At 63.5% G+C, this 12,347-nt stretch carries 12 protein-coding genes and 1 pseudogene; 7 read left to right on the forward strand and 6 right to left on the reverse strand.

Features of this window, described 5'->3' with window-relative positions; genetic code table 11:
* Positions 1 to 273 precede the first annotated feature (273 nt).
* From NKI88_RS06370 to NKI88_RS06380, 3 genes are all read left to right on the forward strand, one after another.
* Positions 274 to 1,143, forward strand: coding sequence for a carbohydrate ABC transporter permease (locus tag NKI88_RS06370; protein ID WP_023742180.1), 870 nt, complete (start codon positions 274 to 276; stop codon positions 1,141 to 1,143).
* Complete coding sequence (locus NKI88_RS06375; RefSeq protein WP_023668609.1) at positions 1,140 to 1,964, forward strand: carbohydrate ABC transporter permease; 825 nt, start codon at positions 1,140 to 1,142, stop codon at positions 1,962 to 1,964. Before NKI88_RS06370 ends, NKI88_RS06375 begins: the two co-directional genes overlap by 4 nt.
* 71 nt (positions 1,965 to 2,035) lie before the next feature.
* Positions 2,036 to 3,511, forward strand: a complete 1,476-nt coding sequence (locus tag NKI88_RS06380) for a M81 family metallopeptidase (RefSeq protein WP_352654255.1) — start codon at positions 2,036 to 2,038, stop codon at positions 3,509 to 3,511.
* Between the two features lie 159 nt (positions 3,512 to 3,670).
* On the opposite strand, the gene NKI88_RS06385 is transcribed toward NKI88_RS06380, so the two are convergent.
* From NKI88_RS06385 to NKI88_RS06410, 6 genes are all read right to left on the reverse strand, one after another.
* Entirely contained in the window at positions 3,671 to 5,725 is a 2,055-nt protein-coding gene (locus NKI88_RS06385) for a M3 family metallopeptidase (protein WP_352654257.1), read from the reverse strand.
* An 88-nt stretch (positions 5,726 to 5,813) separates the two neighbouring features.
* Entirely contained in the window at positions 5,814 to 6,227 is a 414-nt protein-coding gene (locus NKI88_RS06390; protein ID WP_023688839.1) for a hypothetical protein, read from the reverse strand.
* 67 nt (positions 6,228 to 6,294) lie between these two features.
* Entirely contained in the window at positions 6,295 to 6,939 is a 645-nt protein-coding gene (locus NKI88_RS06395) for a carbonic anhydrase (protein ID WP_023668613.1), read from the reverse strand.
* Between the two features lie 147 nt (positions 6,940 to 7,086).
* Positions 7,087 to 7,851 carry a DUF429 domain-containing protein gene (locus NKI88_RS06400; RefSeq protein WP_352654259.1) on the reverse strand — a complete coding sequence of 255 codons (765 nt, stop codon included), beginning with the start codon at positions 7,849 to 7,851 and terminating at the stop codon, positions 7,087 to 7,089.
* Positions 7,848 to 8,732, reverse strand: coding sequence for a pyridoxal kinase PdxY (gene pdxY, locus NKI88_RS06405; protein ID WP_023668615.1), 885 nt, complete (start codon positions 8,730 to 8,732; stop codon positions 7,848 to 7,850). Before pdxY ends, NKI88_RS06400 begins: the two co-directional genes overlap by 4 nt.
* A gap of 122 nt (positions 8,733 to 8,854) precedes the next feature.
* On the reverse strand, positions 8,855 to 9,106 hold the full coding sequence (locus tag NKI88_RS06410) for a hypothetical protein (protein WP_023822002.1): 252 nt from the start codon (positions 9,104 to 9,106) through the stop codon (positions 8,855 to 8,857).
* Between the two features lie 163 nt (positions 9,107 to 9,269).
* On the opposite strand from NKI88_RS06410, the gene NKI88_RS06415 reads away from it, so the two are divergent.
* The 4 genes and pseudogenes from NKI88_RS06415 (at position 9,270) to NKI88_RS06430 (ending at position 12,343) form a co-directional block, all read left to right on the forward strand.
* Positions 9,270 to 9,902 carry a LemA family protein gene (locus NKI88_RS06415; RefSeq protein WP_023681434.1) on the forward strand — a complete coding sequence of 211 codons (633 nt, stop codon included), beginning with the start codon at positions 9,270 to 9,272 and terminating at the stop codon, positions 9,900 to 9,902.
* Between the two features lie 167 nt (positions 9,903 to 10,069).
* Complete coding sequence (locus tag NKI88_RS06420; protein WP_352654261.1) at positions 10,070 to 10,912, forward strand: TPM domain-containing protein; 843 nt, start codon at positions 10,070 to 10,072, stop codon at positions 10,910 to 10,912.
* Between the two features lie 49 nt (positions 10,913 to 10,961).
* Positions 10,962 to 11,417, forward strand: a pseudogene (locus NKI88_RS06425) (TPM domain-containing protein); the annotation flags it as partial.
* Positions 11,418 to 11,452: 35 nt separating this feature from the next.
* Positions 11,453 to 12,343 carry a TPM domain-containing protein gene (locus tag NKI88_RS06430; RefSeq protein WP_502909434.1) on the forward strand — a complete coding sequence of 297 codons (891 nt, stop codon included), beginning with the start codon at positions 11,453 to 11,455 and terminating at the stop codon, positions 12,341 to 12,343.
* Positions 12,344 to 12,347 lie beyond the last annotated feature (4 nt).

Below are 12,347 nucleotides of genomic sequence, written 5' to 3' on the forward strand. Positions count from 1 at the left end.
CAAAAGAACACGCCGCCGGCGGCCCCATGGGGCGACATCCCCGCCGCCCACCCCCACTCGGTCTAGCTCCCCCCCACACCTCTCCCCCGATCGACGGGGGAGAGGAATGGCTCCCTTCCGCAACCGTTGCGGAGGATGGGCAGGCAGGTGAGGGGCAGCGCAAACGTCCGCAGGAGATTCAAACCCTGAAGCGCTGCCTTAGACCGATATGCGAGATTGATCCGAGCTGGCGCGCCAGCGCCACTTATGTCCAACACGGTACGAATCCGGCCGATGCAAAATCGTTACCTGCCCTATTTATTGACCTTCCCCAGCCTGTTTCTGGCCGCAGTCGTCATCTTCTGGCCGGTCTGGGACCTGATCCAGATATCGACGCATGATGTCAGCCGTTTTGGGCAGCTGCGGGACTTCAACGATTTCGCCAATTATTTCGCCTTCCTCGCCGATCCCGATTTCCTGGCGGCACTCTGGCGCACCGGCCTGTGGACCGTGCTGGTGGTCGGCGGCGCGCTGCTGTTGTCCGTCCCCGTGGCGATGATCCTCAACACCGATTTCTACGGCCGCGGCATTGCCCGCGTCATCATCATGCTGCCCTGGGCGGTGTCGCTGACGATGACGGCGGTGGTCTGGCGCTGGGCGCTCAACGGCGAAAGCGGGATGCTGAACTCGGCGCTGATCGGGCTCGGCCTGATCCATGAAAACATCCAGTGGCTGGCGCGCGCCGAGACGGCATTCCCGATGCAGGTGCTGATCGGCATATTGGTGACGGTACCGTTCACCACGACCATCTTCCTCGGCGGCCTGTCGTCGATCCCCGACGACCTCTACGAGGCGGCGGCCCTGGAGGGGGCGACGCCGCTGCAGCAGTTCCGCGAGATCACCTTTCCGCTGCTGAAGCCGTTCATCAACATCGCCATCGTGCTCAACACCATCTACGTCTTCAATTCCTTCCCGATCATCTGGGTGATGACGCAGGGCGGGCCGGCCAACTCGACCGACATATTGGTCACCCATCTCTACAAGCTGGCCTTCCGCATCGGCAAACTGGGTGAAGCATCGGCGGTGTCGCTGCTGATGTTCGCCATCCTTTTGATCTTCACCATGATCTATGTGCGGCTTGCCATGCGGGAGCAGCGCACATGACGCCCAAGCTGAAGCGTACGATCATCGCCTGGCTGCTGCTTTCGCCGCTGCTCGTGGTGACGATCTTCCCCTTCGCGGTAATGTTTTTGACCGCGGTCAAGCCGCGGCAGGAGGTGCTGTCGCCGACCTGGTGGCCAAGCGAATTCCACTGGTCGAATTTTGCCGACATGTGGGTGGCGACCGGCTTTGGCCAGGCGCTGGCCAATTCGCTCTATGTCTCTGTTATCGCCACCGTCGGCGCCATCCTGATCTCGGTGCCGGCCGCCTATGCCATGTCGCGGTTTCGCTTTGCCGGCTATGGCGCCTTCCGCCAGTTCCTGCTGATCTCGCAGATGATCTCGCCGATCGTGCTGGTGCTCGGCCTGTTCCGGCTGATGGCGGCCTGGGGTCTGATCGAATCCACGACCGCGCTCGGCGTCATCTACATGGCTTTCAACGTCGCCTTCACCGTGTGGATGCTGCAAAGCTATTTCGACACCATCCCGCGCGATCTCGAGGAAGCAGCGTGGATGGAAGGCGCCGGCCGCTGGCTGACCTTGCGAAAAGTGTTTCTGCCGCTTTGCCTGCCGGCAATCGCGGTGACCGCCATCTTCACCTTCATCAACGCATGGAATGAGTTCGTCGTTGCGCTCACAATGCTGCGCAGCCAGGAAAGTTACACGCTGCCGATCCAGGTGTTCTCGCTGGTCGCCGGCCGCTACACGATCGAATGGCACCATGTAATGGCGGCGACGCTGCTGGCGACGCTGCCGGTGGCAATCCTGTTCATCTGGCTGCAGCGCTATCTCGTCCGCGGGCTGGCGCTCGGGGCCGTAAAATAGCAATTCCAGGAAAAGTGTGGAGCGGTTTTCCGTCCGGAATTGCGAAAAACAAATAGCCGTACGGAGTTTTCATGCGCATCTTCACCGCCTCGCTGGCGACCGAAACCAACACCTTCTCGCCGGTGCCGACCGACCGGGCGTCGTTCGAGATGGCGTTCTATGCCGGGCCGGGCAAGCATCCTGATACACCGACCTTGTGCTCCTCGCCGATGGTCGCGCTGCGCCGGCGTGCGGCTGCCGAAGGGCTGACCGTCATCGAAGGCACCGCCACCTGGGCGGAGCCGGGCGGGCTGGTGCAGCGGCAGACCTATGAGGCGTTGCGTGACGAGATTCTCGGCCAGTTGAAGGCAGCCTTGCCGGTCGACGCCGTCATCCTCGGCCTGCACGGCGCCATGGTGGCGCAAGGCTATGACGATTGCGAAGGCGATCTGCTGGAACGGGTTCGCGCAATCGTCGGGCCCGACGTGGTGATCGCGGTCGAGCTCGACCCGCACAGTCATCTGACGCCGAAGCGCGTGGCGGCATGCAATGTCATGGCCTATTTCCTCGAATTCCCGCACACCGACTTCTATGAGCGCGGCGAACATGTCGTCGAGCTTGCATTGGCGGCGGCGCGCAGCGAGATCAAGCCGGTGATCTCGACCTTCGACTGCCGCATGATCCAGGTGCTGCCGACCAGCCGCGAGCCGATGCGCTCCTTCGTCGACCGCATCAAGGCGCTGCACGGCAAGGACGGCGTGCTGTCGGTCTCGGTCATCCATGGCTTCATGGCCGCGGACGTGCCGGAAATGGGCACGCGCATCCTGGTCGTCACTGACAATGACAAGGCCAAGGGCGATGCGCTGGCGGAGAGGCTAGGGCACGAGCTTTACGCCATCCGCGAAAGGACGGCGATGACGATGCTGAACACCGAGGACGGCATCGCGCGGGCACTGGCCGTGCGCAAGGAAAATCCCGGCAAGCCGGTTGTGATTGCCGACATCTGGGACAATCCCGGCGGTGGCGTCGCCGGCGACGGTACCGTTGTGCTGCGCGCAATGTTGGAACAGGGCGTTGACAATTTTGGCGTGGCGACGATCTGGGACCCGATCGCTGTCACCTTTTGCCAGGCGGCAGGCGAAGGCGCCGTCATCGACCTGCGCTTCGGCGGCAAGGCCGGGCCGCTGGCCGGCGAACCGATCGATGCGCGCGTCAAGGTGTTGAAAGCCGTCCCCGAGGGCTGGCAGAGCTTCGGGCCGAGCCGGGTGACGCTCGGACCAACGGCGCTGGTGCGGCTCGAAGGCACCGAAATCGACATCATCCTCAACACCAACCGCACGCAGACCTTCGAGCCGGATGTCTTCTCCAACATCGGTGTCGATCCGTTGTCGAAGGACATATTGCTGATCAAGTCGACCAACCATTTCTACGCCGGCTTTGAACCGATCGCGGCGGAGATCATCTATGTCTCGGCGCCGAGCTCGTATCCGAGCAATCCGGCGGTGACGGATTACAAGAAATTGACGCGGCCGGTGTGGCCCAGGGTGGCGGATCCTTGGGCAGTATAGGCTCACCTTCTCCCCTTGTGGGAGAAGGTGTCGCCGCAGGCGACGGATGAGGGGTGTTCCAGCGGAGTGAGGCGTCGGCGTTCCCTGGAACACCCCTCATCCGTCTCGGCGCTTCGCGCCGATCCACCTTCTCCCACAGGGGGAGAAGGGAAAGCCGCGCTACACCAATCCCCGCTTCACCATCATCGCTTCCGGCGAAGGCATCTTGCCGCGGAACGCCGTGTACAGCTCCTCCGGATCCTTCGACCCGCCGGCGGCATAGATATTCTTCCGCAGCCGTTCCGCCAGCGCCGGGTTGAAGGGATCGCCAGTCTCCTCGAAGGCGGCGAAGGCGTCGGCGTCGAGCACTTCCGACCACATGTAGGAATAGTAGCCGGCTGAATAACCGTCGCCGGAGAAGATATGGCCGAAATGCGGGGTGCGATGACGCATGGCGATGGTGTCGGGCATATCAAGCTTTTCCAGCGTTTCGGCTTCGAAACGCAGCGGTTCCGCCGGCGCATCCGGCCGCGCGTGATACGCCATGTCGATCAGCGCCGACGCTGTGAACTCGACCGTGGCGAAACCGGCCCCGAACGTGCGGGCGGCCAGCATCTTGTCGAGCAGCGACTTCGGCATCGGCTTGCCGGTCTTGACATGCAGCGCATGCTTTTCCAGCACCGCGGGCACCGTCAGCCAGTGCTCGTAGAGCTGCGAAGGCAGTTCGACGAAATCGCGGGAAACCGACGTGCCCGCCACCGACGGCCAGGTGACGTCGGTCAGCATGCCGTGCAAAGCATGGCCGAATTCGTGGAACAGGGTCTTGGCCTCATCGACCGACAGCAGCGCCGCTTCCCCCGCCGGCGGCTTGGCGAAGTTCATGATGTTGTAGATCACCGGCTTGGAGCCATCCCCAAGCTTGTAGCCAGACTTCAGCGCGCTCATCCAGGCGCCAGAACGCTTCGAGGATCGGGCGAAATAGTCGGCGAGGAACAGGCCGCGCTCGCTGCCATCGGCGTTCTTCACCACGAAGACGCGCGCGTCGGGATGCCAGGCGGCGATGCCCTTCTTCTCCTCGAAAGTGATGCCGAACAGTTTTGTGGCGACGTCGAAGCAGGCGTCGATGACCCGGTCGAGTTGCAGATAGGGTTTCAGTTCCGCCTCGTCGAAGTCGAATTTTTCGGCGCGCAATTTCTCCTGGTAGAAGCGCCAGTCCCAGGCGGCGAATTTTTCGTTGCTGCCTGCCTTGGTCGCCAGCCGCTCCAGCTCCTTCTGGTCGGCGGCGGCCTTCTCCAGCGCTTTCTCCCAGACCGGGTCGAGGAGGTCGTGCACAGCCTTCGGCGTCTTGGCCATGGTGTCGTCGAGTTTCAGCGCGGCGAACGAGGCATAGCCGAGCAGCTTGGCCTTTTCGGCGCGCAATTTCAGCATGTCGCGCACCACTGCGGTGTTGTCGCTGGCGCCACCGTTCTGGCCGCGCATGGTGAAAGCGCGGAAGGCGGTCTCGCGCAGGTCGCGGCGTTCGGAGAAGGTCGTGAACGGCTCATAGATAGAGCGCGACAAGGTGACTGCGTAGCGGCCTTTCTGGCCGCGCGTCTCGGCGGCTTCGGCCATCGAACTCTTCACGAAGTCCGGCAGGCCCGCAAGATCAGCCTCGTCGAGGAAAAGCGCCCAGTCGCGCTCGTCGGCCAGCACATTCTGGCCGAAGGTCGTGCCGAGCGAGGACAGCTCCTCGCTGATGTTGGCCAGCCGCTTCTTGCCGTCGGCGTCGAGTTTTGCGCCCGATCGCACAAAGCCTTTCCAGGTCTTCTCCAGCACCCGCAGCGTCTCGACGTCGAGTTTTAGCGTCTCCCGGCGCTGGTAGAGGTCGTCGATGCGGGCAAACAGTTTCTCGTTCATCGAGATCGCCGAGAAATGCCGCGACATCTTCGGCGAGATCTCACGCTCCAGCGCCTGGATCGCATCGTTGGTGTGGGCGCCGGCCCGGCACCAGAAGATCGACGAGACATGGTCGAGCGGCTCACCGGCGAGCTCGAGGGCTGCCAGCGTATTCTCGATGGTCGGCGCATCCTTGTTGCCGGCGATCGCATCGATTTCGGCCTCATGTGCCTTCAGCGCCGCGTCGAACACCGAGGAGAAATCGTCGTCGCCGATGCTGGCAAAATCCGGCAGGCCGAGCGGCCCTTGCCATTTGGTCAGCGGATGGGCGGCGAGATCGACGGTTTTCGTGGACGGCATGGGGGATCTTTCGATGATTGGCGGAGCTTGCTGACCGATGTAGGGCGATGACTGGCGCGGCGCAACAGCGCGGCCATTCAAGCCCGCGTCAGAAGCCGTCGCAATTTTCCGCGATTGCCGCTTGCGAACTGGCGGTGATGCGGTTGCCGGTGACGGCGAACGTCTCCTGCATCAGCATGTCATTGTTGGGGAAATCATAGCAGGCGATGACAGTTGTGACGCCGGCCTCGCTCTTTTCGACGCGATGCCGGATTGCGGCTCCGGCGACCGCGCCCTTCCATTCGTCGATCGACGCGATGAACTCCTGCTTCGACTGTACGACGCCGAGATCGTCGAGCTTGATGCGGACATCGTCGGCGAGCAGGTCCGACAATTCGGTGCGATCGGCGACCAGCAGCGCCGAATACCAGCGGTCGATAATGGCGCCGTCATCGGAGCGGGCAGGGACGAGCGAAATCAGCAGCGCCGCTACGGCGAAAGCGATCGCAGGCCAAACCCGCATTCTTGCCTCCTCTTATTTGACCATGCCCTTATCCGAAAACCGGTTCCCACTTTTCGGGATCATGGGTCTACGTCAAATCCGGCCGCTCGAAGTCGCCGGTGTCCTTGTTCATCACCCAGAGCTCGCCGGTCGAGATGTCGAACCAGGCGCCATGCAGCGACAGCCGCCCCTTGCCTTCGAGGATGGAGACGCAAGGGAAGGTCCTGAGATTGGCGATCGAATAGCGGATGGAAATCCGCTCCAGCGCCGTCTGCCGTTCGGTTGTCGTCATGAACGTGCTGGACGAAACGGTTTCGGCCGCCGGCGCGATCAGGCTCATCCATTTGCCGATGAAGTCGCCGGGCGACAGCGGCGCCGAATTGGTGTCGAGCGCGGCGCGGATGCCGCCGCAGCGGCCATGGCCCATCACCACGATGTTTTTCACCTTCAGGCTCTGCACGGCGAATTCGAGCGCGGCCGAGGTCGAGTGGAACTCGCCGTCCGGCGCATAGGGCGGCACCAGATTGCCGACATTGCGCAGGACGAACAGTTCGCCCGGACCGGCGTCGAAGATCGCCTCGGGGGCAGAGCGGGAATCGCAGCAGGCAACGATCATGGTTTCGGGCGCCTGCCCCTCGCGGGCAAGCTCGCGATAGCGTCCGCTCTCGGTGAGATAGCGGCCATTCATGAAGTTGCGGTAGCCGGTCCAAAGATGTTCGGGGAGATGGGGCATGGGCTAGGGATGAAGCCTTTCGGGGTTAGCGACGGCAGCTCATTTCAAGTTAGAAAGGCTCTAACGGCAAATGCCCGTCGCGGGCAATGCCGAATTGCGGATGGCTTCGTCGCAAATCGCCATGCCGCACGCATGGCGCCGCTTGCCTCACGCCCAGATCGCCAGGGGAATGCCGAAACGGTCGGCAAGCGGCGGGTCGGGAAACGGCGTTGCCTCCCCGCCGGCAATGCGTCCGGCAATCAGCATCATCGCTGCGGCGTCGAGGAAATCGTCGGCGGCAGCACCGCGTTGCGGCGGCTGGTCAAGGAAAGCTCTGGTATAGCCGTGCTGGCAGAGCAGTGCCTTGCGTTCTTCCATCCCGGCCGGATTGACGGCGCCCTTGATCTTCTTCGGCAGTGTCATCGGTTTTTCGCCGTTCAGCCGGCAGAAGGCCACTTCGGGATGCGATTCGAAGACGCGGCGGCGCAGTTGCGGACGTGCGATCAGCAGCGCGTCGATCTCGCGTATCTTGGCAAAGATGCCGAAGGCCTGGATCGAGACGCCGCGTGGCGGATCGGAGGTCGCCTTGGCCACCTCGCTGGCGCGCCGATGTGCCTCATACCAGGCCTCGACCGTGGTGAAGCCGCTGGTGTCGGCGTAGAGGGCCGGGCGGGACGGGATAGAGAAGACGCTGGATTGCCGTGCTCCGAGCATTGGCCGTACCAAGGTCTCCGGCCCGCGCCCGCCTCTTTGCGAGACGTCCGGCAGGCCGATCGGCATGTCGACGACCACTGTCGCATCGGCGGGCAAGGCGTCGAGCAGGGTCGCAAAGCTGGGAAAGACGCGGACTGACGGCGCGGCATCCAGATCGCGGCGGACGGCGATCCAGCCGGCCTTGCAGCCGTCGACGCCGACGACCACGGTCGAGGTCACGCCCGGCGGTCCCGCCCCGGATGAGTGAGGTGGCGCAGTTGCACCATCGCCATCGGATGCGACAGGCTCTGGGCATCGGTTTCAAGCTGCAACTCGTCGCCGCCACGCTTGGCGGTTCGCGCCAGGATTTCGTAGACGGCGGCGGTGGTCGATTGCAGCGCCTTGATCGGCGGCTGCCCCGACAGGATGCGGGCGAGGTAGACGGCCGCAGTCAGGTCACCGAGGCCATTCGGCGGCTTGTCGATGAGGCGGTGTTCGGCCAGCAGCGCCTGGGTGCCGTCAAGCAGCAGATTGCCGGTGCCGCCGGTCATCATCGACTGTGCCGACGTCACCAGCATTGTTGACGGTCCGGCATGGAGGGCGGCCGAGATCACCGATTTCAGATCGGGCAAAGGCGCGCCGGCCATCCACTCCAGCTCATAGCGGTTGGGGGTGGCGATGTCGGCGATCGGCATCAGCCGGTCGCGCATCGCGGCGGCCGTCGGCTCGGGCACATAGAGCCCGCCGGAATCGCCCATCACCGGATCGCATATATAAATCGCGTCCGGCGTCTTGGCCTTGACCGCCGCAACCAGCGAGGCGACGGCCTCGGCCTGGCCGGCCTCGCCAAGATAGCCCGACAGCACCGCGCCAACCTCACCCAGCCAGGGCGCGCGCTCGAGATCGGCCATCAGCGCCTTGAACTGGTCGAGCGGCGGCACGATGCGCGTGGCGCGGCCATGGCCCGGATGCCAGGGCAGGATGACCGTCGGTACCGCCCACACCGGAAAGCCCAGCGTCTCCAGCGCAAACACGGCGGCGCGGTTACCGACCGAGCCGCGGGCGACATGGCTGGAAATGACGATGACCGCGCGCGGCGCGTCGGCTTTTTCGCTGTTCATGGAAAATCCTAGATACGGATAATTTTTCGTTGAATCGTCATCCTGATCTATCTCTTTGGTTGGAGCATGATCTCCGGACAAAACGGTAGAGAAAACCGGTTCCCACTTTTCAGGATCATGCTCTAGCTGCCCCGGGAGACGTAGTACACGAGCCAGATCAAAAGGCCGAGGGCGACGATGAGCCCAAGTGTGCGGCCGATGCGGGTGCCCCAGACCTCGATCGGATCGGATGGGTCGGCCTCGGCTGCGGTAACATGATCGCGCGCGCCTTTCGCTGCCCGTGACACCAGCGATGCGCCGCCAAGGCCGCCCTCGTTCGCCACGCGCTCAATAATGCGGCGCGATTCGCTGTCATCGTCGCGGCGTTCCGCCATGATCCTGTCCTGTTTGCCGGCAACCATATCGTGTTCGCGCGATCAATCACAGGGCCTCGCCGGCGCATGAATGCGCGCCAGGAATGCGCGCCAGCGGCAGACATTTTCTTGAGCGCGGATTGTGCTAATGCTTCGCATGCAACTTCTGTCGAGGGACCTCACCATGTTTGCCCAGCGCCTTGCCTTCCCTTTCCGCAGTCTGCCGGCCGTGCTGATGATGGCCGTCGTGCTGCCTCTGCTCGCCGGCTGCGGCTTCAACACCATCCCGACGGCGGAGGAAAACGCCAAGGCGGCATGGAGCGAGGTGCTGAACCAGTATCAGCGTCGGTCCGACCTCATTCCCAATTTGGTCGAGACGGTGAAGGGCTATGCCTCGCATGAAAAGGACACGCTCGATGCGGTGGTCGAGGCGCGCGCCAAGGCAACGCAGATCACGGTGACGCCGGAAACGCTGAAGGACCCCGAAGCGCTCAAGAAGTTCCAGGATGCGCAATCAGGGCTGACCAGCGCGCTGTCGCGGCTGATCGCGGTGTCGGAGGCCTATCCCGACCTCAAGGCCAACCAGAATTTCCTGGCGCTGCAGGCGCAGCTCGAAGGCACCGAGAACCGTATCGCCGTGGCGCGGCGCGACTACATCCTGGCGGTCAAGGATTACAATCTGACGCTGAGGACCTTTCCGTCGGTGCTATGGGCAACCTTCTGGTTCCGCAGCAACGAGCCCTTCGCCAACTTCACCGTCGAAGAAGACAAGATGCAGCCGCCGAAGGTCGATTTCGGCACGAAGCAGGGCGGGTGATGACGTCTGGGTGAGCTTGGCCTTTGCCAGCCTTGCGTTCCTTCACACCCCCCTCTGTCCTGCCGGACATCTCCCCCGCAAGGGGGGAGATCGGCTGTCATTTTGGCTTTCGCCAACCGCCAACGTTTGAAGGGATGGGTCGACGAGGAAGCTGCCAATCTCCCCCCTTGCGGGGCAGATGCCCGGCAGAACAGAGGGGGCCGCGAAGGAACGCCAACCTTGGTGTTCTTCTCGCCTTTCTGGCCGTCTTCCTGCCCCTCACCGCCTCCGCCGCCGATCTCCCAGCCCTCACCGGCCGCGTCGTCGACAATGCCGGGATCATCGATGCAGGCACCAAAGCCGCGCTCACCCAGAAACTCGCCGACTTCGAGACCAGAGGCTCCGACCAGATCGTCGTCGCCACCATCCCCAGCCTCGACGGCGAGGAGATCGAGCCTTACGCCAACCGGCTGTTCCGCTTCTGGAAGCTCGGCCAGGCCAAGGAAAACAACGGCGTGCTGCTGCTGGTGGCGCCGAACGACCGCAAGATGCGCATCGAGGTCGGCTATGGGCTGGAAGGCACGCTGACCGATTTGCACACCAAGCTGATCATCGAAAACGACATGGTGCCGGCGTTCCGCGCCGGCGATTTCTCCGGGGGCATTTCCAAGGCCGTCGACGACATGGTGATGGTGCTGGAAGGCAATCCGGAGGAATTGGAGGCGCGCGGCGAGCGCAACCAGAAGCCGCCCATCAATACCGACAATCTGTTCTTCGCCGTCTTCATCAGCATCTGGGCGATCATCTTCTTCGGCAGCATGGCCGCCTCCATCCTGCCGCCGATCTTCGGCCAAAAACTCGGTCCCGGCCGCTATCGCTGGCTCGGCATGACATTCGAGCCGCACAAGCGGTCATCCAGCGGCGGCTGGTCTTCGGGCGGGGGCGGCTGGTCGTCGGGTTCAAGCGGTGGTGGCGGCTTTTCCGGCGGCGGCGGTTCGTCCGGCGGCGGCGGCTCCTCGGGAAGCTGGTGACGAGATGACAACACGCATCGCCAATCCCTGGCATGGGCGCTTCGCCACGATGACCGGCGCTGCCTTGCTGGTCTTGCTCGTCAGCGTCGCGGCGCTGGCAGCGGAGCTGCCCGCCCTCGCGGGACGCGTGGTAGACAATGCCGACATCATCGATGCCGCGACCGAGGCGGCGCTCACCCAAAGACTGGCCGATTTCGAGACCAAAGGCTCCGACCAGATCGTCGTCGCGACGGTTCCCAGCCTCGACGGCGAGGAGATCGAGCCTTACGCCACCCGGCTGTTCAACGCCTGGAAGCTCGGCCAGAAGGCCAAGAACAATGGCGTGCTTCTGCTGGTGGCCGTGAACGACCGCAAGATGCGCATCGAGGTCGGCTACGGGCTGGAAGCCACGCTCACCAACCAGCACGCCACACGGATCATTGAAGGCATGGTGCCGGCCTTCCGCGCCGGGGATTTCTCCGGCGGTATTTCCAAAGCGGTCGACGACATGATCATGGTGATTGAGGACAGTCATGGTGGTTGAGGGGAGCTGGTGACGGCATGACAGTAGGCGTCTTCAATCCGCCAAAACCTGGCCGCGCAGCCGCGACGATCGGCATCGCCCTGTTGACGATGCTCACCATGCTGTTTGTAGCCTTGGCGGCAGACCTGCCGGCACTCACCGGGCGGGTGGTCGACAATGCCGGTATTATCGACGCCGCGACCAAGGCGGCACTGACGCAGAAGCTCGCGGATTTTGAGACCAAAGGCTCCGACCAGATCGTCGTCGCCACCATCCCCAGCCTGGACGGCGAGGAGATCGAACCCTACGCCAACCGGCTGTTCCGCTTCTGGAAACTCGGCCAGGCCGGCGAAAACAACGGCGTGCTTCTGCTGGTGGCCAAGAACGACCACAAGATGCGCATCGAGGTCGGCTACGGGCTGGAAGGCACGCTGACCGATTTGCACACCAAACTGATCATCGAAAACGACATGGTGCCGGCGTTCCGCGCCGGTGATTTCTCCGGCGGCATTTCCAAGGCCGTCGACGACATGGTCATGGTGCTGGAAGGCAACCCGGAAGAGCTGGAGGCGCGCAGCAAGCGCAATCCGGCCGACCGCAGCACGCCCATCGATCCCGTCGTCGCGGTCTTCCTGATCCTGTGGGCGGCGATGTTCTTCGGCGGCCTGGCGATGGCCTTCCTGCCGCCGATCTTCGGCACCAAGCTGTCGCCGGGCGTGTATAAATGGCTGGGCATGACCTTTCGCTACGGCCAGGGGCCGAGCGGATCGTCCTCGGGCTCCAGCAGCTGGACAACAAGTTCGTCGTCGGGCAGCGGATGGTCATCGGGAAGTTCGGGCAGCAGCTGGTCTTCGGGCTCAAGCAGCGGCGGCGGGTTTTCAGGCGGCGGTGGTTCGTCTGGCGGTGGCGGGTCTTCAGGGAGCTGGTGAGAGA

This window comes from Mesorhizobium sp. M0317 (genome assembly GCF_040321555.1).
GTDB lineage: Bacteria > Pseudomonadota > Alphaproteobacteria > Rhizobiales > Rhizobiaceae > Mesorhizobium.